Annotated in this window: 19 protein-coding genes; 7 read left to right on the forward strand and 12 right to left on the reverse strand. The window is 68.7% G+C overall.

From position 1 onward, the window contains the following. Nucleotides 1–260: 260 nt before the first annotated feature. The 3 genes from ACFJIX_RS27805 to ACFJIX_RS27815 all read left to right on the forward strand — a co-directional run bounded on the left by ACFJIX_RS27805 (nucleotide 261) and on the right by ACFJIX_RS27815 (nucleotide 2,682). Nucleotides 261–1,307, forward strand: coding sequence for a recombination-associated protein RdgC (locus ACFJIX_RS27805; RefSeq protein WP_377155944.1), 1,047 nt, complete (start codon nucleotides 261–263; stop codon nucleotides 1,305–1,307). Nucleotides 1,308–1,314: 7 nt separating this feature from the next. Beyond that, nucleotides 1,315–2,139, forward strand: coding sequence for an AraC family ligand binding domain-containing protein (locus ACFJIX_RS27810; protein WP_377155946.1), 825 nt, complete (start codon nucleotides 1,315–1,317; stop codon nucleotides 2,137–2,139). 132 nt (nucleotides 2,140–2,271) lie between these two features. After that, nucleotides 2,272–2,682, forward strand: coding sequence for a cupin domain-containing protein (locus ACFJIX_RS27815; protein WP_377155947.1), 411 nt, complete (start codon nucleotides 2,272–2,274; stop codon nucleotides 2,680–2,682). Nucleotides 2,683–2,713: 31 nt separating this feature from the next. Here ACFJIX_RS27815 and ACFJIX_RS27820 read toward each other — a convergent pair whose 3' ends face one another. The 3 genes from ACFJIX_RS27820 to dusA form a co-directional block, all read right to left on the reverse strand. After that, nucleotides 2,714–3,622, reverse strand: coding sequence for a hypothetical protein (locus tag ACFJIX_RS27820; protein ID WP_377155948.1), 909 nt, complete (start codon nucleotides 3,620–3,622; stop codon nucleotides 2,714–2,716). Between the two features lie 238 nt (nucleotides 3,623–3,860). Next, nucleotides 3,861–4,442, reverse strand: coding sequence for a methylated-DNA--[protein]-cysteine S-methyltransferase (locus ACFJIX_RS27825; protein ID WP_377155950.1), 582 nt, complete (start codon nucleotides 4,440–4,442; stop codon nucleotides 3,861–3,863). A 25-nt stretch (nucleotides 4,443–4,467) separates the two neighbouring features. Beyond that, a complete protein-coding gene (dusA, locus tag ACFJIX_RS27830; protein ID WP_377155952.1) occupies nucleotides 4,468–5,493 on the reverse strand; it encodes a tRNA dihydrouridine(20/20a) synthase DusA in 1,026 nt (341 codons plus the stop codon). Between the two features lie 244 nt (nucleotides 5,494–5,737). Here dusA and ACFJIX_RS27835 point away from each other — a divergent pair, with 244 nt between their 5' ends. Next, nucleotides 5,738–6,676 carry a hypothetical protein gene (locus tag ACFJIX_RS27835; RefSeq protein ID WP_377155954.1) on the forward strand — a complete coding sequence of 313 codons (939 nt, stop codon included), beginning with the start codon at nucleotides 5,738–5,740 and terminating at the stop codon, nucleotides 6,674–6,676. 85 nt (nucleotides 6,677–6,761) lie between these two features. Beyond that, the gene (locus ACFJIX_RS27840; protein WP_377155956.1) at nucleotides 6,762–6,911 is read left to right on the forward strand and encodes a hypothetical protein; all 150 of its coding nucleotides are present in this window, start codon (nucleotides 6,762–6,764) and stop codon (nucleotides 6,909–6,911) included. 4 nt (nucleotides 6,912–6,915) lie between these two features. Here the strand turns inward: ACFJIX_RS27840 and ACFJIX_RS27845 are convergent, their stop codons facing one another. Both ACFJIX_RS27845 and ACFJIX_RS27850 read right to left on the reverse strand, forming a co-directional pair. After that, the gene (locus tag ACFJIX_RS27845; protein WP_377155957.1) at nucleotides 6,916–7,323 is read right to left on the reverse strand and encodes a hypothetical protein; all 408 of its coding nucleotides are present in this window, start codon (nucleotides 7,321–7,323) and stop codon (nucleotides 6,916–6,918) included. After that, nucleotides 7,323–7,940 carry a hypothetical protein gene (locus tag ACFJIX_RS27850; protein WP_377155959.1) on the reverse strand — a complete coding sequence of 206 codons (618 nt, stop codon included), beginning with the start codon at nucleotides 7,938–7,940 and terminating at the stop codon, nucleotides 7,323–7,325. The genes ACFJIX_RS27845 and ACFJIX_RS27850 overlap by 1 nt, the downstream gene beginning before the upstream one ends. Before the next feature lie 210 nt (nucleotides 7,941–8,150). On the opposite strand from ACFJIX_RS27850, the gene ACFJIX_RS27855 reads away from it, so the two are divergent. Next, nucleotides 8,151–10,772 carry a penicillin acylase family protein gene (locus tag ACFJIX_RS27855; RefSeq protein WP_377155961.1) on the forward strand — a complete coding sequence of 874 codons (2,622 nt, stop codon included), beginning with the start codon at nucleotides 8,151–8,153 and terminating at the stop codon, nucleotides 10,770–10,772. Between the two features lie 79 nt (nucleotides 10,773–10,851). Here ACFJIX_RS27855 and ACFJIX_RS27860 read toward each other — a convergent pair whose 3' ends face one another. The 3 genes from ACFJIX_RS27860 to ACFJIX_RS27870 form a co-directional block, all read right to left on the reverse strand. Beyond that, nucleotides 10,852–11,250, reverse strand: coding sequence for a hypothetical protein (locus ACFJIX_RS27860; protein WP_377155963.1), 399 nt, complete (start codon nucleotides 11,248–11,250; stop codon nucleotides 10,852–10,854). 10 nt (nucleotides 11,251–11,260) lie between these two features. After that, nucleotides 11,261–11,797, reverse strand: a complete 537-nt coding sequence (locus tag ACFJIX_RS27865) for a hypothetical protein (RefSeq protein WP_377155965.1) — start codon at nucleotides 11,795–11,797, stop codon at nucleotides 11,261–11,263. A 168-nt stretch (nucleotides 11,798–11,965) separates the two neighbouring features. Further along, complete coding sequence (locus ACFJIX_RS27870; RefSeq protein WP_377155966.1) at nucleotides 11,966–13,996, reverse strand: fused MFS/spermidine synthase; 2,031 nt, start codon at nucleotides 13,994–13,996, stop codon at nucleotides 11,966–11,968. Between the two features lie 303 nt (nucleotides 13,997–14,299). Between ACFJIX_RS27870 and ACFJIX_RS27875 the strand changes: the two genes are divergently transcribed. Beyond that, nucleotides 14,300–14,710 (forward strand): hypothetical protein, encoded by a 411-nt coding sequence (locus ACFJIX_RS27875; RefSeq protein ID WP_377155968.1) that lies wholly within the window; start codon nucleotides 14,300–14,302, stop codon nucleotides 14,708–14,710. Nucleotides 14,711–14,831: 121 nt separating this feature from the next. Here ACFJIX_RS27875 and ACFJIX_RS27880 read toward each other — a convergent pair whose 3' ends face one another. The 4 genes from ACFJIX_RS27880 to ACFJIX_RS27895 form a co-directional block, all read right to left on the reverse strand. Continuing rightward, entirely contained in the window at nucleotides 14,832–15,461 is a 630-nt protein-coding gene (locus tag ACFJIX_RS27880; protein ID WP_377155970.1) for a putative 2OG-Fe(II) oxygenase, read from the reverse strand. A gap of 12 nt (nucleotides 15,462–15,473) precedes the next feature. Then, entirely contained in the window at nucleotides 15,474–16,442 is a 969-nt protein-coding gene (locus tag ACFJIX_RS27885) for a HupE/UreJ family protein (RefSeq protein WP_377155972.1), read from the reverse strand. Continuing rightward, entirely contained in the window at nucleotides 16,439–17,407 is a 969-nt protein-coding gene (locus ACFJIX_RS27890; protein WP_377155973.1) for a peptidyl-prolyl cis-trans isomerase, read from the reverse strand. The genes ACFJIX_RS27885 and ACFJIX_RS27890 overlap by 4 nt, the downstream gene beginning before the upstream one ends. A gap of 84 nt (nucleotides 17,408–17,491) precedes the next feature. Beyond that, a complete protein-coding gene (locus tag ACFJIX_RS27895) occupies nucleotides 17,492–19,744 on the reverse strand; it encodes a hypothetical protein (RefSeq protein ID WP_377155974.1) in 2,253 nt (750 codons plus the stop codon). Nucleotides 19,745–19,847: the final 103 nt, after the last annotated feature.

The raw sequence follows: 19,847 nt of genomic DNA on the forward strand, positions 1-19,847 counted from the left end.
GGCAGGCAGCGAGTGCTGCTGGGGCCGGAATGGTGCTGGGGGTCCCTGGAGGGGCGCCCCCTGCACCGTGGAGTGCCCGCGCCAGGCTTCCCGAAGTCCCTCGAGTGACGTAACGGTTCCAAACGCAAGGGGGTTGTTCCGCTGCCGACAGGACCGCCAGACCTGAGACAATCACGCCATCGTTTGAACGGGGCCCGCGTCGTCCGCGTGGCCCCGTTTTCATTGCTGTCGCTGTATCGTTGTCGCGAGTTGTCGTCCGTATGTTCAAGAACCTGATCGTTTACCGTCTGGCTGCTGACTGGCAGCCCAATGTCGAGAAGCTCGAGGATGCGCTCGAGAACGAGCGTTTCGTCCCGTGCGGTGCCACGGAGGCGCTGTCTGCCGGCTGGGTGCCGCCGCGTGGCGAACCTGGCGCCCGTCTGCTCGAGGAGATCGGCGACCACTGGCTGCTGAGCCTCCGCATGGAGAAGCGCGTGCTGCCCGGCTCGGTCGTGCGCGAGAAGGTCGAGGAGATGGTCGAGCGCGTCGAGCTGGAGACCGGTCGTCGCCCTGGCAAGAAGCAGCAGCGCGACATGAAGGAGCAGGCCACGCTGGAGCTGCTGCCGCGCGCGTTCACGCTGCAATCGCACCTGCGGGTGTGGATCTCCCCCAAGCAGGGGTTCCTGATGGTGGACGCGGGCTCGATCGGCAAGGCCGATGAGTTGATCACGCTGCTGGTGAAGGCCGATTCGTCGATCAACCTGCACCTGCTGCAGAGCGCCGAGTCGCCCGCCGCCTGCATGGCAGCGTGGCTGATGGACGGCGTGCCGCCGAAGGACTTCGTCATCGACCGCGACTGCGAACTCAAGGCCGCCGACGAGATGAAGGCTGCCGTGCGCTACGCCCGCCACAACCTGGACACCGACGAGGTGAAGGCGCACCTGACCAGCGGCAAGATGCCGACGCGCCTGGCGATGACCTGGAAGGAGCGCGTGTCCTTCACGCTGACGGACACGATGCAGATCAAGGGCATCAAGTTCCTGGACGTCGTGTTCGACGGTCGCGACAAGCCGGCCAAGGACGAGGCTTTCGACGTCGATGCGGCGCTGGCCACCGGCGAACTCGCGCAACTGATCCCCGACATGATCGAGGGCCTGGGTGGCGAGCTGGACTTCATCGGCCAGTCGGCCAAGATCGCGGCGGAACATGCGCCGGGCGGCGCGACGGCCAAGCCCGCGGCCACCGAAGCCAAGGCGGCAAAGACACCGGAATCGGCCTCCTCCGCGAAGGACGAGGACCTCGCCACCGAAGCGGCGCCCTGGGACTGAGCCCGCCATGACGGACGCCCCCGCCGCGGACACCGACTGGGTGCGTCACGGCGCGGGCCACGACGGCCTCGATCGACTCGAGGCCTTTTTTCATGGCGAGGCCTACACGCCGCATCGCCACGACACCTACGCCATCGGCAGCACGCTGAGCGGCGTCCAGTCCTTCACCTACCGCTCAGCGCTGCGCCACAGCCTGGCCGGTCACACGGTCGTGCTGCATCCGGACGAGCTCCACGACGGACACGCCGGCACCGACGCCGGCTTCCGTTATCGCATGCTCTACCTGGCGCCGGCGCGGCTGCAGGAGATGCTCGGGGGCGTCGCCCTGCCCTTCGTGCCGGGCGGCGTGTCGACCGATCCTCGACTCGCTCGCGCGACGCGCGCGCTGCTGGCGCAACTCGCCGCGCCGCTCGACGCGTTGGAGCAGGACGACGGGCTCTTCGAACTCGCCACCGCGCTACAACTCGCGACCGGTTCATCGCCGCGGCCCGTGCGGGGCGACTACCGCGCCGCGCGTATCGCACGCGAGTTCATGGACGACCGACTGGACAGCGACATCACGCTCGAGGAGCTCGGCGCCGCCGCGGGGCGCGATCGATGGAGCCTCTCGCGCGATTTCCGCGCCAGCTTCGGCACCAGTCCGTATCGCTATCTGACGCTGAGACGGCTCGACCTCGCGCGACGGTTGATGCTCGCCGGGCAGACGCTCGCGGACTGCGCCGCCCACGCGGGCTTCTCGGACCAGAGCCATCTGACGCGCCAGTTCGCGAAGGCGTTCGGTGTCACACCAGCACGGTGGCTGCGCATGTCGGGCGCGCCGTGTTCGAACTAGCGCGGACCAGGCATCGGGCTCGGACTCGAAGTTGACGTCGAACCCCACGCACGATCGTTCAAGACGGAACGCAGGCGGGTCGCCAAGATGGGCGCTCCGACAGACTTCCACGCGCTGACCGCCTTGAATGCCATGACAACGCCTGACCCCCAGCCGATCCCCGGCCCCGCCCCGCTCCGGGACTACCGCGCCGTCAATCTCGCCGACAAGCTCTCACTGCTGCATGAGCAATGGTCGCAGCGCGTGGTGGCCGAGATGAACGACTACCAGTTCAAGATCGCCAAGGTCGAAGGCGAGTTCCTCTGGCACGCGCATGCCGAGACGGACGAGGCCTTCCTGGTCGTGGCCGGTGAACTGCGACTGGACTTCCGCGACGGCGCGGTCACGCTGCGCGCGGGCGAGCTGTTCGTCGTCCCGCGCGGCGTGGAGCACAAGCCCAGCGCCGCGCAGGGGACGCACATCCTCGTCATCGAGCCGCGCGGCGTGCTGAACACCGGCGCCGCGCACAACGAGCGGACGCAGCCGAACGACCGGTGGGTCTGAGAGGCGGACTGACGCCTCTTCCACCATCACGTCAACGTCGTGCGACAGCCGGATGGGTCGTCTGAGGGCGAGGCCGCGCGGGCGCGTCCGAGGATGGCCGATGCCTGGCCGACGCGAGGGAAGGCCGTGCGCTGAACAGGGCCATGCGAGCCCGGGCGTTTGCAACGAATCGCCTTGCGGCGCTGCCACTGAGCCAAGAGGGCGCTTTAGCGGAATGAACGCCGGCTGGTGCCTCCCGCGCCGGGGATTCCCCGGCGCCCTCGCCCTCCCGAACGCTCAGTTCTCGCGGTCGCGGCTTGTCGAGCGCAGCACCGCAAACCGGCATCGCCAGTGGCCTGCCCCTCGCGGGGACCCGCGTAGCGGGTGCTTGGGGTGCCGTCCAGGGTTGCCAGGCCTCGACGTCGGTCAGTTGAAGGAAGGCCGTGGCATCCGACTTCGCCAGGTGAAGCATCCGACGAATGAACTCATCCCTGAAAGACTGGGCCTCGATCCGATCGAAGCCCTCGACGGGCCTGGCGCCTTGCGCGATCTTGATGGCGTGGTGCAAGGCGTCGAGGAACCCACGTGTGGTCGCCGGAGCAGCGATGCGGTTGGCGTCGGCCTCCGCCACGGAGCCGCCGCGGACCCGCAGGGTCGCCATGAACTGCTCGGCCGAGCCTCGACGGCGGTGGCCGAAGTAGAGGACTTGCGACGCCGCTTCGCAGTCTCCGGGCAGCTCGCGCCGTTGGTCCTCTTCGCTGAAGCACACGACCGCGGTATCGCCCAGTTCCAGAAGCTCGACAGCCAGGGCGGTCAGTTGCTTGATCGCTCGCTCCCGCATTTCCGGGTCCCACCACTCCCGCTCCAGCCGACTCAAGTTGAAATGAAGCCCCTCCGACTGAACGCGCCGATCAAAGCGCGTCTCCGACGGGCTCAGGGGCCTCCGGACGGTGTGCGGCATCAGGACGCTGGTTTCTCCGCGCCAGGTCGTCGGGACATCGGGGCGCTCCCACCACTTGGCAGCGTCCGCGTCCGCAACTGAGGCTGAGGCTGAGGCTGAAGCGCCTTGGAGATTGTTCGATAGGTCGTACAAGGATCGATCTCTGCAATTGACAACGATCCTTGAGTAGCCTGTCCCTGCCGAACGTTCATGCTGCGAGAGCTCCCCGAGACGCAGCCGCTGCGCGACGAGTGACGTCCTAGAACAGATCCTGCTGTTCCCCGACCTGCTGCCCCGTTGCGCGCGCTTCGATCGCGAGGATCTTCAGCTTCGTCACGACGCCGCCCGGCGCGGAGAAGCCCGTGAGGTTCGCCGCCTTGCCGGCGGTCGGCGCGCCCATCACGCGATGGCAGGGCACGATCGGCGCGAACGGGTTGTGGCCCTCCGCGCGACCGACCGCACGCGCCGCGTTCGGCTGTCCGAGCCGCGCTGCCACCTCGCCGTAGGTCAGCGTCTGTCCCACCGGGATGCGCCGCGTGAACGCGAGCACCTCGCGGTCGAAGGCCGGCACGGCGCTGTCGTCGAGCTCGACCTCCAGCAGATCGCGCGCCTCGCCGTCGAGCAGCGCGCGCACACCGACGCAAGCCTGCTTCACCGGCTCGGGCAGGCGCTCGAAATCCGCCACCTCACGCCCCGCGGGGAAACGCACCTGCATGCGGTCGCGCGTGACGGACAGCGTCTCCTCTGGCAACTGCGAGCCGACGATGCCGCGCTCGGTCCACGCGATGCCGCAGTGGCCGAGCACCGTCGGATAGCAATGGAAGAACACCTGGGGCGCCATGGCGGGATGCTGAGCCGAGGCGCGGTCAGTTCGTGACAGGAGCCTGGGCGGCCGGCTCGATCGCCGCGTCGACGGGCGGCTTGAACGCGGGATGCAGGCTGGCGATCTCGGCAGCCTGCAGGCGGGCGGCGGTGGCGAGCTTCGCGACCTCGCGCGGCGCCATCGCCTTGAGCTTGTGATCCGACCACACCTGACGCCAGCGGCGCGCGCCGGGCAGGCCGTTCCACAGGCCGAGCGCGTGTCGCATCGCCTGCGACCACGGGCGGCCAAGCGCGACCTGCCGATCGAGATAGTCGAGCCACTGGTCCTCGACCTCTTCACGGCTGGCGACGGGGGCGGTCTGCTCGCCGAAGAAGCGCTGGTCCCACTGCGCCATCTGCCAGGGCTCGTGATAGGCCTGGCGGCCGATCATCACGCCGTCGACGTGGTCGAGCTGCTGGGCGATCTCGTCGTCCGTCTTGAGGCCGCCGTTGATGGCGATCGTCAGATGCGGGAATTCGCGCTTGAGGCGATGCACGAGTTCGTAGCGCAGCGGCGGGATGTCGCGGTTCTCCTTCGGCGACAGGCCCTGCAGCCAGGCGTTGCGCGCATGGACGAGGAAGACCTCGCAACCTGCGTCGGCGACTTGGCCGACGAAGTCGCGGACGAAGTCATAGCTCTCGATCCTGTCGATGCCGATGCGGTGCTTGACGGTGACCGGGATCGCGACCGCGTCGCGCATCGCCTTGACGCCGTCGGCGACCAGCGCGGGCTCCGCCATCAGGCACGCGCCGAACGCGCCGCGCTGGACGCGCTCGCTCGGGCAGCCGCAGTTCAGGTTGACCTCGTCGTAGCCCCATTGCTCGGCCAGCTTCGCGCAGGCGGCGAGATCGGCCGGTTCCGAACCGCCGAGCTGCAGCGCGACGGGGTGTTCCTGCTCGTTGAAATCGAGGTGCCGGGGCTTGTCGCCGTGCAGGATCGCGCCGGTCGTCACCATCTCGGTATAGAGCAGCGTGTGGCGGGTCAGCAGCCGGTGGAGATAACGGCAGTCGGCCGTCGTCCAATCCAACATCGGGGCGACGGACAGGCGCCAGGGGGAGAACTTCGAGGACATAGGGGGCGGATTATCCCGCGCCGCCCGGGATCGGGCGCCGGACGGGGCTTCCCCCGGCGTTCACCCGCCGCGAAGCCGTCAACCCCTCCTTAGAGGCAGCTTCTTGTTTCCAATTGCTTCAACGCCGCTGAAGCCGGCGACGCCGGGGCTTGCGTACGTCGTACCATCCCCGCCGCCTCCGCGGTCTCCTGCCTCACGTCCGATGTTCCCGTTCCGCCGCCCGCTCGGCTTCGCCAGCGGCCTTCCGCGCCTTCATGGCGCCGTCCTCGCGCTGCTGATCGCCGCGGGCGTGGCGCTGCCGTCTGCGCATGCGACGCAGACGCAGACGCAGAAAAGGGTCAAGGCGACGAAGGCGGCCACCTCCGGCCCGCCGGCGAACGAGCCGGCGTCGAACCTGGCGAAATCCGAACTTGCCGACATCGCCGACCTGCGCAAGCGGATGTCGGCGAAGACGGTGACCCTGACGCGGCATGCCGAGGTCGCCGACATCGCCATCCAGGTCTGGGCGCGGACGACGCTCCCGAAGAAGTACTACGTCGCCGTGACGCAGCAGGGCACGCTGCGGCGCACGCTCACCGCCAACGATGAAGCCGAAGCCTGGCGGAGCTACGACAGCTTCCGCCGGATGGCCGGCCTCGGCGAGGTGGGACGGCCGGTGCTGCTGGGACAGCAGATGACCGCCATTCCGGTGCAGCCCTTGCCCCCGCTGGCGCCCCCCCCGCCGCCTTCGTTCTCATCCCCACCGCCGGCCCGCACGCCGGTGGCCACCGCGGCGATCGGGATGTCAGCGCCGGAAGGCCTCACGCGCGCGCCGTCGTCGAGAAGCGATGTGCCCATGGCCGCCAGGGAGATCTCCGCGACGACGGGCGAGACCGTGGAGTCGCGTGTCGCCGGCTATGCGGTCGAGACACTGCGCCGCGCACGCTTCGGCGACGAGGTGGCGCGGCTGGTCTGGAGCGCCGAGAGCGCGCTGTACTTCGTGTCTCTCACGCGCCAGGGCTCGGTCGTGGTCATGCTGCGCAGCCGCGACGGCGCCGAGGCGACCCGGGCCTACGAGGACTACGTGCGGCAGGCCGAGACGCGCGCGGCGTTGCTGCAGGGACGCACGGCGGCGGGGCCGATGTCGTCGGCATCGCGCTAGCAGCGGCTCCTCGTCCTACAGACACCGCTCGGGGAACGGCGAAGACTCCGTGCATCCGGCCGCCACGGCCATCGAGAGGCACCTCATGATCCGCAAACTCAGCAACGGTCAGTACCGCCTCTATTCCCGCAACCCGGATCCGAAGACGGGGAAGCGCCGCAACCTCGGCACCTTCGACACCCGCGAGGCCGCGGAGAAGCACGAGCGGGAGGTGCAGTACTTCAAGCGGCATTGACCCCTCAAGGAGCTCGTGGTCCATGCCAGCCGTCACAGCAGTCGAATACCTCCTTCGCTTCGCGCTGTTGATTTCGCATTTCCTCCTCGGAGATATCGCGCCAAAGCTTGTAGTCGGCCATCACTCGACGCTCGCGCAATGTGGTTAGTTGCTTCGCCAAGTGATGGGCCACGCGCATCTGCCGCGCGGGACAAGACTTGGGAGGATCCGCGAGACGTTCGATCAGTTGCTGATGAACACCGTGGACCTTCCGGCTCGACGGGGTCGGTCGAGGAAGCGACTTCGCCCATTCCCGACAGCGGTGATACGCCGCGTAGTAGGCACGACTGATCATCGCCCGCCGACGCGCTTCGGGCGTATGTCCACGCAGGCCTTGCGCATGCACAAGCAGATCCTTGCTTGACGTCGACATCACTCGTCCTCCTCGTCGCAATCATCGTAATGATCGTAGGGGTCCAATTCGTCTTCACCGTCTTCGACGTCCTCGTCGCCGGCAGCCTCCTGGTCGACCGGACCGTCCCAGCGCCCCTTGAATGCGATCTGAAAGCCCAGCGACTGGAGATCACAGTCGATGATTCGCCATGAGCAGGCCGTCGACACCACATGCCCGACTTCCCAAGGGGCATCGATGCGCAGCTCGTAGCGCATGCCAACGAATCCTGCTTCCTTCGGCGAGAACGTCACTCGTGCCGGGCAATTGCACAGCTGCAGCGAATGTTCCTTCAGGACGTCCGCGGCCACCTGCAGCATCTGCACGACCTGCGACCAACGCAATCGGTGATGCCGCAACACCTGATCCATGTCTTCGGCGACTTGGTGCCAATCCACGGCCTTCGTCGATCCGGAACAGCTCCCGTCGCACGCCGTCGATGGCTCGCCGAACAGCGCCGTCGGCGCTGCAAGCAGAGCCACGATCTCGTCGAATTCCGCCACAGGCCGTCCTACCACCGGCGGTAGTCGTTTCACCAGATTCTTCGCCTGCGCCAAACGAACATCCATCACCATCACCGTCCTCGCTTTCTCTTGCACTCAAGCAGTCGTTCGATCCGAATGCATGCAGTGTCGAACCGGATCCGCCGATGTCGATTCCCCTTGAAGGGCGATTAAATGGGGGACACACCTTCGTGTGAGTCGCTCCCCCTGCACAAACCGATGCAGGTCATTGCGTCGAAGCCTCTATGCTTGAACGGAACCGGCCCGCCTCGGCGCGCCGACTACCAGAGAGCACAGGGAGACAACATGCGACTTTCCGTTCGACGCGGCCGTGGGCCGCTGCATGCACTGGCCTTGGCCTTGACCGTGGGATCGGCCGTGGGATCGGCCGGGCTGCTCGCGGGCTGCAACGGCGATGACGACGGGGACGGGACACCCGTTGCCAAGTTCAGTGCCGAGATCCGGCGCACCGCCCTGGGCGTGCCCCACATCAAGGCTGCCGACTGGGGCGGCGCCGGTTACGGGTACGGCTACGCGCAGGCGCAGGACGACCTGTGCACCATCGCCAACTCGATGCTCACCTTCCGCGGTGAACGCGCGCGCCACTTCGGCGCCGATGCCGTCATCCCCTTTCAGGGCACCATCGGCCAGCCGAAGAACCTCGACTCGGACTTCTATCACCGCCACGTCCTCAACGACGACGTGATGCAGCGGCTGATCGCCGCGCAGCCGGACAAGCTCAAGCAGCTCGTCGCCGGCTTCGCCGCCGGCTACAACCGCTACGTGCGCGAGATCAAGGCCGGCGCGGAACCCACCGCCCATGCGGCCTGCCGCAATGAGGCCTGGGTCGTGCCCGTGTCGGACACCGACATCTTCCGCCGCATGTACGCCGCGCACTTCGCGGCGGGCTACAGCAACTTCATCGCGCAGATCGCGAACGCCACGCCCCCCGCGGCGGCGACACCCGCGATGGCGACGTCCACGACCGTCATGGCGGCCGCAGCAACCAGAAAGCCCGCAACGACCGCAACGACCGCAACCACGGTACATGCTGCGGCGGCCAAGGCATCGCGACGTGCGCGCACTGCGGCGCCGCAGCGACTCGCCATCGCCACGCAGCACCTGCCCGACTTCCAGGTCGGCGGCAGCGACGGCGTGGGCAGCAACATGATCGGCTTCGGCACCGCCGCGACCGGCGACGGCAGCCCGCTGCTGTTCGGCAACCCGCATTGGTACTGGCGCGGCCCCGACCGCTTCTACCAGGCGCAGCTCACGATCCCCGGCGAACTCAACGTCGCCGGCACGTCCTTCCTGGCGATCCCGGTGATCCAGATCGGCTACACGGACAACGTCGCCTGGAGCCACACCGTCTCCACCGCGCGCCGCTACGGCCTGTTCCAGCTCACGCTGACGTCTGGCGACCCGACGAGCTACCAGCGCGACGGCGCCCCCGTGAAGATGACGGCCCGCGCGATCACCGTGCAGGTCAAGCAGGGCGACGGCAGCATCGCGCCGGTGTCGCGCACGCTCTATGAGTCGCAGTACGGCCCGATCGTCAACCTCGGCGCGCTCAACGCGGCGCTGGGCTGGAACACGAACACCGTCTTCGCGATCCGGGACATCAACGGCGACAACTTCCGCGTGTTCCGCGTCTGGCTGCGCTGGAGCCAGGCCAAGACGCTGGACGAGCTCGCCGCCATCCAGCGCGAGGAATCCTCGATCCCGTGGGTCAACACGGTCGCCGTCGCGCGCGGCAGCGGCCAGGCCTGGTACGCCGACATCGGCGCGATGCCCAACGTGTCCGCCTCGCAGCTCGGCAGCTGCGCGACGGCCTTGACGACCGCGCTCAGCGCCGCGCTGCCGCGCACGCCGGTGCTCGACGGCTCCAAGAGCAGCTGCGACTGGCAGAACGACCCCGACTCCAAGCAGCCCGGCGCGCTCGGCCCCGCCCGCATGCCCAGCCTGCTGCGCGACGACTACGTGCTCAACAGCAACGACAGCTACTGGCTGGCCAACACGGCCGCGCCGCTGACCGGGTATCCGGACATCCTCGGACCGGCGGGCACGACGTCGATCAGCTTCCGCACGCGGCTGGCGCATCTGCTGGCCCAAGGACGCCTGGCCGGCACCGACGGTTATGGCGGCAACAAGGCCACCAGCGAGACCGTGCGCGCCATGGTGCTCAACAGCCGCACGCTCACCTCGGAGCTCTTCAGGGATCAGGCGGTCGCGATGTTCTGCGCGCCGCCGACGGCGTTCACCGTGGGCGGCGATCCGGCCACGGGCGAGACCTTCAGTCCGGCGCGCAACGTCGACCCCACCGAGGCCTGTGCGGCACTGCAGGCTTGGGACGGCAAGGCGCTGCTGGCGTCACGCGGCGCGCACCTGTGGGACGAGTTCTGGACGCGCGCGTCGCGCATCCCTGAGGCCTCGCTGTTCGCGGTCCCCTTCAGCAGCGCCGATCCGCTGCACACGCCGCGCGACCTGAACGTCGCCGTGAAGACGACACTGCAGCAAGCCTTCGGCGCGGCGATCCTGCGCGTTCAGGCCAGCGGCTTCGCGCTGAACGCGACGCGCGGCGAAACGCTCTTCGCCACGCGTGGCAGCGAGAAGATCCCCCTCTTCGGCGGCTGCGGGCAGCCACAGGGCTACTACACGGTGGCCTGCGCGCTCAGCCGGCTGGACCAGGGCGGCTACGACCTCAACACCGCCACGAGCGCCAACAGCTACATGCAGGTGGTGCGCTTCCCCGGCGAGGGTGTCGAGGCCTACACCTTCCTGACCTTCTCGCAGTCGGACGATCCGGCCTCCGCGCACTACAGCGACTACACGCGCGCCTACAGCGCCGGGCAGTGGCAGAAGGTGCCCTTCTCCGAGGCCGACATCGCCAAGGACACGGCCTTCACGACGAAAACCATCAGCGAATAGCGCGACGGGCACGCGCTTGCTTGCGACGGCCTGACCGATGGCCAGGCGCGTCAGGTGCCTCGGCAAGGCAAGGCTGAGGTCAGGGCTTGCGCCGGCCATCGCAGCAGTCGAAGACCTCCTGCGCGAGCCCTACTTGCACGCTGAGTTCCCTTCGGTCCAGCTCCTCCGACAGCTTGTAGTCGGCCCGGACCCTCAGCTTTCGCAGTTCGTCGAGGCTGTCGCCAAGCCATCGGGAAAGATTGGCTTGTTCGCCGGTGCACTGCGTATCAGGCGTTTGAAGTCGCAGGATCAGGCGTTGATGGACGCCGCCGCGCCGCTTGAGCGGATTTCCACGAGCGGGCAACGATCGCTCCCACTCGAGGCAACGGTGATAGCTGGCGTAGTAGGCGCGGCTTGCCAGATTGCGCCGGCGTGCCTCAGGCACGACGAGCGGTCGTTCTTTCGCTTGATGAAGCAGGTCATGACTGGTGACGGGCATGGCACTTACCTCACTCAAGGTCCGCTTCACGGCGATCCAGTTCGGCCAGTTCTTCCTCGGTCCATTCGCCGACGAATCCGAACATGAAACCATGCCGATGCAGGTCGCGATCGATCAGGCGCCAAATGAACTTGTCGGTGAGCGCCCGAGCCACCTGATGAGGCGCGTCAATTCGGAGGTCGTAGCTGAAGCCGGGCTCCTCCATCTCCGGCGGATAGATGTCGACACACTCGGGATTGCCGCGACAGATTTTCAGGCCACTCTCGCGCAACACTTCCGCTGCGACCTGCAGGACTTCCACCATCGTTGTGGCCGTCATCCAATGCTCTGCTGCTGTCTGATGCGCGACTTGCAGCAACTCATCCCAATCTACGCGTGGGCACTTGGCATTCGGATCGACCTCCTTGTCCGCAGGTTCCCCGAACAGCGCGCTCGGTTCTCGCAGTATTGCCACCAGATCATCGAAATGGAACGTCTGTCGGGGCGGAAGCTGCGACATGCCAGCCACCACCATGGTTGCCCGTTCCAACTGCGCATTCATCGTCATTGCACATCTCCTGTTGCCGAGTCCTCGACCCGGGAAGGCATGCAGTGTCGAATCGGAAGCGCTGTTGTCGATTCCCCTCGAAGAGCGAATCGATGGGGGAAATCACTTCGAGTAGGTGAGTCCCCCTGCACATACACATGAGGGCCATTGCGAGGGGCCCGGCGATGCTCACGGCCCCATTGCTTGCAGTGCCTGCGCCGCCTCGGGGCGCCCGGGCTGCGCCTCGCGCAGCGCGATGAGCACGCGCCGAGCCGCCGCCGCATCGCGCGGCGCGAGTGCGTTCGCCATCTGCAGCAATGGGTCGTAGGCGGGGCGGAAGTCCGGACTCAAGCGCAGGGCCTCGAGCAGCGGATCGCCCACCTGCGCCAGCATCGCCGCCGGATCGGTAACCGGACGCGCCGATCGTCCGGCTTCGAGGAATCGATCGCGCGCCCGCCAGTACGCGGCGAGTCGCCGCGCCTCATCCGGCGCCTTCAGGCCGACGTCCGACGGCGCGGCGCTCACCTGGTGCAGGAACTCGAAGAGCCGCTCCTTCGGCGTCGATGCCGGCGCGTACACCAGTCGCGGCGCCAGGTACGCGACGATCGGGCGGTCGTCCGTGTTCATCGGAAACTTGCCCGCGAAGGCCGCCAGCGACCGCGGCCCCGCGACGATCGCGCCGAGCATCGCGAACTCGTCCTCGATGCCGAAGTCGGCCAGCGTCCGGCCATCGCGCCTCGCGGGCGAGAGCTCGACACGCGCGTGCCATGCCGACAATGTCGATGTCGATGTCGATGAAGCCGCCCCGCGCCACGCATCCGCTTCGCGCCGGCCCACGAGCCCGATCACCGGCGTCTCCAGGCTGTTGGCCGCCAGCACCGCGATCGCCTCGGGGTACACCGCCAGGAAGGCGCGCGTGACGCTGCGCAGGCTGTCGAGGTCCAGCTGGTGCAGCGGCAGCCACTGGCAGAACAGGCCACGCGGCGCCAGGCGTTCGCGCACGGCGGCGAAGTGCTCGCGCGTGTAGAGCGCACCGGAACCGCTGCGCGCCGGATGGAAGTTGTCCGAGACGATCACGTCGTAGCGCGCTTCGGACGCGCGCACGAACCGCCGCGCGTCCGCCGCGACGAGGCGCGGCAACGCGGCGTCCAGCCCCAGCGCCCGCGTGAAATGCGGCGACGCATCGATCACCTCCGGCAGCAGCTCCACCGCGTCGACCTGCAGCGACGGTTCCTGCGCCGCGACGCCAGACGTCGCGCCGGTGCCCAGGCCCAGGAACAGCGCGCGACGCGGCGCCGGATGCAGCAGCACGGGCAGCAGCGCCTGTCGACCATCCACGAACAGGCTCGCGCTGCTGCCTTCCTGCTGGCGGTTGTTGATGCGCAGTCGCGCCACGCCCGCCACGTCCTCGACGACGCTGACCGCGGCCATGCTGCCCTCGGCGTAGCTGACGAGATGCGCGCCGTCAGGCAGGTCGACGAATGCGAGCGGCGCGCCAAGGATGGCCATCAGCGCGAGCGCGACCATCGCGGCCGCAGTCCCGATCGCAGTCCCCATCGCAGCCGCCGTCGAAGTCCCCGTCGCGGTCGCCGTCGTTGGCGTCGCAGTCGACGTGGCGGCTGCGGTCGCTTTCATCGGCGCGACTGTCGGACGTCGCCACGCCCGCGCCCCGACCATGGCGGCGGCAAGGTAGCCGCCGGCAATCAGCAGCAGCGCGGTCTTCGGTCCGCACCATGGCGCGACGACGACGCCAAACAGCGGCGCGGCCATCGCTGCTCCGACCGTGTTCACCGCAAGCGCACGCCCGAAGGCAACGCCCTGCCCCATCGCCTGCGCGCCCAGATGGCTGAACCACGCACCCATCGCCAGGGTCGGCAGACCGAAGGCCGCCGCCGCAAGCAGCGCTTCGGCGCCGAGCGCCGCCGCGAAGCCGGTACTGACCAGCCCGATGGTCCCGGCCTTCAGCATCGGCGCCGTCCACAACGCGGCGAGGCCGAGCAGGCAGGCGGCCGCCAGCACGCCGGGCAACACCGTGGACAGCCGCTCCTCATTCCATCGTCGAAGCCAACGCTGATAGCACGCCGCGCCCATCGACGTGCCGACGAGGTAGACGGCCAGCAGCAACGCGAAGGTATAGACCGTGTCCTCGTTGAGCTGGCTGAGCACGCGCACGACGACGACCTCGTAGCCGATCCCCAGCAGGCCGCTGACCGCGAGCAACGCCAGGGCCCGCGTCCAGCGAGCGCCGGTGGGCCCGGAACGGTGCGTGGGGGTCCCGGACGGGAGCCCCCATGATCGTGATGGGCCGCGCTTGGCCGACCGCCCGCAGGTGCTGCGGAGCTTGCGTCATTCGCGCCGGCGCGCCGGTCCTGAAGCCACCGCCACGCCGCGACCACGCACAGGGCATTCATCGCCACGCAGACCCCGGCCGTCGCCGCCAGTCCGAGGGCCGGCACCAGCCAGAACGTCGCCAGCAGCACGCCGAGCACGGCACCAAGCGTGTTGGCGGCGTAGAGGCCGGCGATGGAACGTTTCCCCTCGCCAGACTCGCCTGCCTCGCCTGAGTCGGCACCGAGCACCCGTTCGATCGCCGGCAGCGTCGCGCCCATCGCGGCGGTCGCGGGCAGCAACAACAGGAAGCTCGCGCCGAAGGTCACCATCCATTGCCACCACGCGGGGGGCTCCGCGCCGATCCAGTGCTCCACCGCATCGCCGACCGGTTGCATCAGCACGATCAGCGCCAGTCCCCACAGGCCGATCACGGCCTCGCAGGCGAGGTACCCACGCAAGGGGGACGCCGATCGCTCGATCCGTCCGCCCAAGGTGATCGCGCCCAGCGCGAGCCCGCCGAAGAACGCCGTGACCACGGCGAGCACCGCCGCCGCCTCGAAGCCGAGCCACAGTGCGCACTGCTGCGTCCAGACCATCTGGTAGCCGAGCCCCGCGAATCCCGACAGGCCCATCAACACCAGCGCCACACGGCGCGCGCTGCTCCGTGACGCCGCCGACGCGGAGTCGACGGCGGCAGGCGGATCGGCGGGCGTCAACGACACCGTCATCCGCTGAACCCGATCGTGTAGCCCCACGAGTTCAGGCGCGCCGGGATCGCGTTGAACGCAAGGCTGATGCGCGTCTGGCCGTCGTTGGGCGGCACCGCATGCATCAGGTAGCTCGGGAACAGCACCAGGTCACCGGGCGACGGCGAGGGGCTGATCCACTTCTCCGCATTGAACGGCCCCGCGACCATGCCGGGGTGGTCGTTCTTGAAGCTGAAATCGGTGCCGCCCGGCGACTTCATGAACACGGTCCGCGCCGAGTCGTCCGTCCCCGTCAGGTACACGATCCCCGAGGCGAAGCTGTTGGCATGGTTGTGCATCGCCTGATGGCCGCCGTGCGCCATCACGTTGACCCAGAGCTCCTTGACGCCCCAGGCCATGCGTTCGCCGAAGAGCAGCGCGCCGAACTCCGACAGCGGCCCCGCCAGCAGCCCCGCGACGTCGACCAGCAAGGGGCTGTCGCCCGGTTGAAGCATCCGCGTGTGCACCAGCTTCGCGGAGCTGTTGTTGTCCCGCACGGCCTCCGCGCTGAAATGCGCCACGAGGGCCGCCACCAGCGTCGGCGGCAAGGCGCCCGGCACGCGCATCACGGGCGTGGGGAACAGACTGAAGGTTTCGGATGCAGGCATCGACGCTCCCCCTCACCCGGCGATCGCCGCGATGCGCAGCCACGACCAGTACGCCGCCGCCGAGCCGATCAGGTACAGCAGCGCGGTGCGCAGCCGCCCGGTCCACGGCCATCGGCGCGAGACCCGCCACAGCGCCCAGCAGGCGCCGACCGTCATCAGCTGGCCGATCTCGACGCCGACGTTGAAGGTCAGCAGCGCGACCAGCAGGTGGTTCTCCGGCAGGCCGATCTCGCGCAACGCGCCGGCGAAGCCGAGGCCGTGCACCAGTCCGAACAGGAAGGCCACCAGCGCCGGCCAGCGGCGCGCCAGCGTCTCGCGGCCCTTCGATGGTTTCAGCGCCTCGCACGCGACCAGCACGATGGACAGCGCGATCGTGGCCTCCACCGGCGGCGGCCGCAGCTGCAGCCAGCCCAGTGCGCTCATGCCCAGCGTCAGGCTGTGCGCCGCGGTGAACGCGGTGATCGTCCACAGCAGCTGGCGCCGGAAGCCCACCAGGAACAGCAGCCCGATGACGAACATCAGGTGGTCGATGCCGGCCAGAATGTGCTCCACGCCCAGCAGCGTGTAGGCGCGGGCGATCTCGCCCATGCCGCGCCTGTCCTGCGCCGAGCCGAACAGCTGCACCGACGGCTGTCCTGCCGTCAGCGTGTAGACGCTGGTCTGGCCGTCGATCCAGAACACCTTCACCAGCGCGGCCGAGTACTGGCGGCCGACGCCGTCCATCGTCAGCGTGCCCGTCAGACCCGACTTGCCGCAATGCAGGTTCAGGCCTTCCGCCGTGCAGCCCTCGGGCCACGCCGGCGCGAGCACTTCCTCGGCGGCGCGCTTCTCGCTCGCCGTCCATTGCCAGATGAATTCGCCGGGCGCGGTCTCGCGCACCTGCATCTCGGCCATGCTCATCTCGTGCGCCCGCGCACTGCCGCCCGCCAGCGCGGCCGCTGCCATCAGCAGGCCGAGCATCCGTCGCATCCAGAGGCTCATTTGGATTCGCCTCCGAGGGCGGCGGCCGGCGCGGTGGTCGACGTGATCGCCGCTGTCGCCGCTGTCGCCGTCGTCGCGGTGGTCTCACGGCGGATCGTGTACTTGCGGCTCAGCGCGAGGACTGCCGCACTGCGCTGCTCCGACAGCGTCGCATCGGTCCAGTCCTGCAGCACGACGCCGCGCAGCCTGTTGAAGTCGCCGGGTCGGGCCGGTGTCGTCGAGACCAGCCGCATGGCGCGCCAGGCCGGATTGCCGCCTTCAACGGTGCGGAACACACGCCATTCGCCGACGGTCGACGACTCGATCGCCTTCGCGAAGTCCGCGCCGTAGCTCTGCACGAGGTTGGCATGCGGCCGGCCCTTGAAGACGCGCAGGCCGGCACCGGTGTCGCCCGATGCGCCGCCGTTCGCTCCTCCCGCGCCGCCGTTGAGCTTCGCGACGAAGGCGCGCAGGGCCGCCTCATCGGCGTCGCCGGCCAGCACGGCCTCCTCGAAGTCGAAGCGCGCGGGATCGTCGTACTTCTCGCGATGCGACTCGAACCAGCCGCGCAGGTGCGCGTCGTCGGCCGGCGGCAGCTTCACGCCGGCGTCGATCATGCTGAGCGACTTGAAGATCACGCGCTCGCGGATGGCGGTGTCGCCCTTGTCGAGCTGCAATGCGAGGCCTTCGCGGTACAGCACCTCGTTGTCGAGCCAGACCTGGCGCAGCGCGGCGAGCTCCTTCGCATCGGGCGCGCGGCCGCGCGAGGCGGTGAACACCTGCGTCGCCTCCGCATCGACCTCGGGGCCGACGACGATCCGCATCGGATCGTCCGCGCGGCTGACCATCACGTGGTCCACGCCGAACAGCACGCCGCCCAGCAGCAGGAAGTGCAGCAGCGGCTCGCGCGTCCACGAGGGCCAACCGCCCTTGGACGACGAAGAAGAGGTAGAAGCAGCGCGCGCTTCGGCGGGGGGCATCGTCATCGACATGGCAATCGGATCACTTCTGAAAATGGAAATGCGCCGCGCGTCGAAACGCGCGGCGCCGAGGGCTTCAGTGCGACTGGGTTACTTCACACCTGCCACTTGCGTCGAACCGCTGACTTCGATGTAGACCGGGTTGCTGTAGAACCAGAGGTCCGACCAGGCGGCCACGTCGTAGGCCACGTACTTCACGCCGCCGACGGTCGGGAGGTGGTTCGGGCAGCCGTCGATGGTCGTGCCGGTGTAGGTCGCGCCGTTGGCCGGGACGTTGGTCCCCACCGTCGTGCAGGCGATGCGCAGCTTGGAGGAGTCGTTGGCGTTGGTGTACAGGTCGGCCAGCGGATTGCCGCTGCCGTCGGTCTCGAATGGCACCGACGCCGGCAGGTTGGAGCCGCGCAGCCGCACGTACTGCGAGGTCGTGACCGCCGGGATGCGCGTGCTCATCTTCAGGAACTGCGTGCTGTCCGCGCCCGAGATCACCTTGACCCACGGCGACGAGCCGGCGCCGTTGAAGCTGCGGATCACCGCGGCCGTCGTGTTCTTCGCCGCGGCGGGGACGTTGGCCAGGCCGGTGGTCGTGCCGTCGGTGCGCAGCCAGTTGGTGTTGCGCGGCCATTCGCCGGCGTAGTCGGCCGAGCCCGGCGCGCGGTAGCCGCTGACCAGACCGCGGATCAGATCGATGTGGTCCAGCACCGGCTGGTTGATCGGCTGCTCGATGCCGACCTGCTTCAGCGACGGATTCGGGAAGCTGTAGGGCGAGTAGTTCGTGCCCGCCGGATCGCGCACCGCGACGGCAACGACGAGCTCGGCGCCCGGACGCACCACCAGCTTCTCGCCCATCGTGGCGCAGCCGGCCACGTCGGTGTCGGTGTTGCCGGTGGCGGCGTTCAGCGCGAGCTGCTCCACCGAGGCGCTGCTGCGCGCGCCCGGGCCGGCGTAGGACGCGCAGACGACCACGGCCAGGCGATCGATCAGTTGGCCGGTCGTCGACCAGGCGTTGCCCGAGCGCAGCCCGTTGACGATGGCTTGCGGGCGCAGCTTGTCGGTGCCGTTGCGGACCATCGCGTAGGTGCGCTGGTACTCGCCGGGATAGAAGTCCTGCGTCGAGCGGCGGTCATCGGGACCGAAACTGCCGCGGTTGTGCCAGTCGGAGCTGGCGAAGAACCAGAAGTTGCGGCCCTCGCCGAGCAGCGCGTCCCACACGCCGCCGACCACGCCCGCGTACACGCCGGTGCCGCCGAAGGTCGTGCCGCCGACGGAGTCGACCTTCTCGCTGCCGAAGGTGTTGCGGTTGACCTGGTACTCGCCGCGGTTGGCCGAGGCGCCGTGGCCCGGCTGCGATTCGAAGCCGAAGGCGATGCCCGGGGCGGCGTTGTTGAAGTTGCGCAGGTGCTCGACGTTGAAGCCCTGGTTGCCGTCGGCGTAGAACGGACCGGCGCGCTCCAGGTGGGCCGGCACGTAGTAGCTGGCGGTCGCATGGTTCTGCGCCATCCACTTCAAGGCCTCGACCGTCTTCAGGTGGCCGCGCGTGCCGACGCCGGCGCCGCTCGCGGGCATCAGTTTCTGGGCCTGTGCGTTCCAGCTCACGTCGGCCTGGCTGTTGCTGCCCGGGACCGCGCAGTTCCAGTTGTTGCCCACGTTGGAGCCGGTGACGTTGCCACGGCTGCGGTCGGTATCGCCGCGGTCGAAGCAGTACGACCATTGCGCCAGCGCGTCCGCGTTGCCCAGCGCGGCGAAGCTGCCGCTGGCGGGCAGCTGCGTGGCATCGATGCCGTTGGGCATCTGGCCCGTCACGATGGACATCGAGCTGTGCTCATGGCCGGCCACCACCGATTCCATGCCGATGAACAGCGGCAGGTTCTTCGCGACCGACAGGTACTCCAGCAGCGGGTACTGGAACTCCTGGATCGACTGCCAGCGCCACATGTTGCCGTTGCCGCCGACGCCGCCGTTGTCGCCCTTGATCGCGGCCGCGCCGATGCTGGCGGACCAGGTCGTCGTCGGACCCTGCCCTTGCACGAACGGGTAGGCCGGCGTGGACAGCGAGGCGTCCTCGACCAGCGTGCAGTTGCGGTTGCCGTTGCCGCCGTGGCCGGCCTGGACGAACCAGTCCAGGCCCCAGGGGGTGTCCTGCTTGTCGGTGACCTTCTTCACCAGCTTCTGCATCGAGATCGAGCCGTCCGAGCAGGTGGTGTGGTTGTGGAAGTCGCCGCTGACGTAGCGGCCGGGGGTCTTGCCCGCGGCGGCGGCCGGTGCCGGCGCAGTGGTCAGCGAGAGGGAGCCGAGGGCGGCGAGCGCGGCGAGGGCGACGTCGCGTCGGGCGAAGGGGAAGCGCATGGTGGTTGCTCCAGGAGTCAGCGAGGACCGGATGAGGAAAAAGTCACGCGCAGCGTAGAAAGCCGGCTTGACCGAGCCGTGACAGCGCCGTGGCAGGACCCGG

Origin of the sequence: Roseateles sp. UC29_93 (assembly GCF_042695725.1) — a bacterium.
GTDB classification, from domain to species: Bacteria; Pseudomonadota; Gammaproteobacteria; order Burkholderiales; family Burkholderiaceae_C; genus Roseateles; species Roseateles noduli_A.

Bases quoted from the DNA above. Each gene is read 5' to 3' on its own strand.
- ACFJIX_RS27840 (WP_377155956.1), top strand. From the start codon at position 6,762: ATGATCCGCAAACTCAGCAACGGTCAGTACCGCCTCTATTCCCGCAAC.
- ACFJIX_RS27855 (WP_377155961.1), top strand. From the start codon at position 8,151: ATGCGACTTTCCGTTCGACGCGGCCGTGGGCCGCTGCATGCACTGGCC.
- ACFJIX_RS27825 (WP_377155950.1), bottom strand. From the start codon at position 4,442: ATGGCGCCCCAGGTGTTCTTCCATTGCTATCCGACGGTGCTCGGCCAC.
- ACFJIX_RS27820 (WP_377155948.1), bottom strand. From the start codon at position 3,622: ATGCCGCACACCGTCCGGAGGCCCCTGAGCCCGTCGGAGACGCGCTTT.
- ACFJIX_RS27865 (WP_377155965.1), bottom strand. From the start codon at position 11,797: ATGACGATGAATGCGCAGTTGGAACGGGCAACCATGGTGGTGGCTGGC.
- ACFJIX_RS27815 (WP_377155947.1), top strand. From the start codon at position 2,272: ATGACAACGCCTGACCCCCAGCCGATCCCCGGCCCCGCCCCGCTCCGG.
- ACFJIX_RS27890 (WP_377155973.1), bottom strand. From the start codon at position 17,407: ATGACGATGCCCCCCGCCGAAGCGCGCGCTGCTTCTACCTCTTCTTCG.
- ACFJIX_RS27845 (WP_377155957.1), bottom strand. From the start codon at position 7,323: ATGTCGACGTCAAGCAAGGATCTGCTTGTGCATGCGCAAGGCCTGCGT.
- ACFJIX_RS27810 (WP_377155946.1), top strand. From the start codon at position 1,315: ATGACGGACGCCCCCGCCGCGGACACCGACTGGGTGCGTCACGGCGCG.
- ACFJIX_RS27885 (WP_377155972.1), bottom strand. From the start codon at position 16,442: ATGAGCCTCTGGATGCGACGGATGCTCGGCCTGCTGATGGCAGCGGCC.
- ACFJIX_RS27895 (WP_377155974.1), bottom strand. From the start codon at position 19,744: ATGCGCTTCCCCTTCGCCCGACGCGACGTCGCCCTCGCCGCGCTCGCC.
- dusA (WP_377155952.1), bottom strand. From the start codon at position 5,493: ATGTTGGATTGGACGACGGCCGACTGCCGTTATCTCCACCGGCTGCTG.
- ACFJIX_RS27835 (WP_377155954.1), top strand. From the start codon at position 5,738: ATGTTCCCGTTCCGCCGCCCGCTCGGCTTCGCCAGCGGCCTTCCGCGC.
- ACFJIX_RS27875 (WP_377155968.1), top strand. From the start codon at position 14,300: ATGGAACGTTTCCCCTCGCCAGACTCGCCTGCCTCGCCTGAGTCGGCA.
- ACFJIX_RS27880 (WP_377155970.1), bottom strand. From the start codon at position 15,461: ATGCCTGCATCCGAAACCTTCAGTCTGTTCCCCACGCCCGTGATGCGC.
- ACFJIX_RS27805 (WP_377155944.1), top strand. From the start codon at position 261: ATGTTCAAGAACCTGATCGTTTACCGTCTGGCTGCTGACTGGCAGCCC.
- ACFJIX_RS27860 (WP_377155963.1), bottom strand. From the start codon at position 11,250: ATGCCCGTCACCAGTCATGACCTGCTTCATCAAGCGAAAGAACGACCG.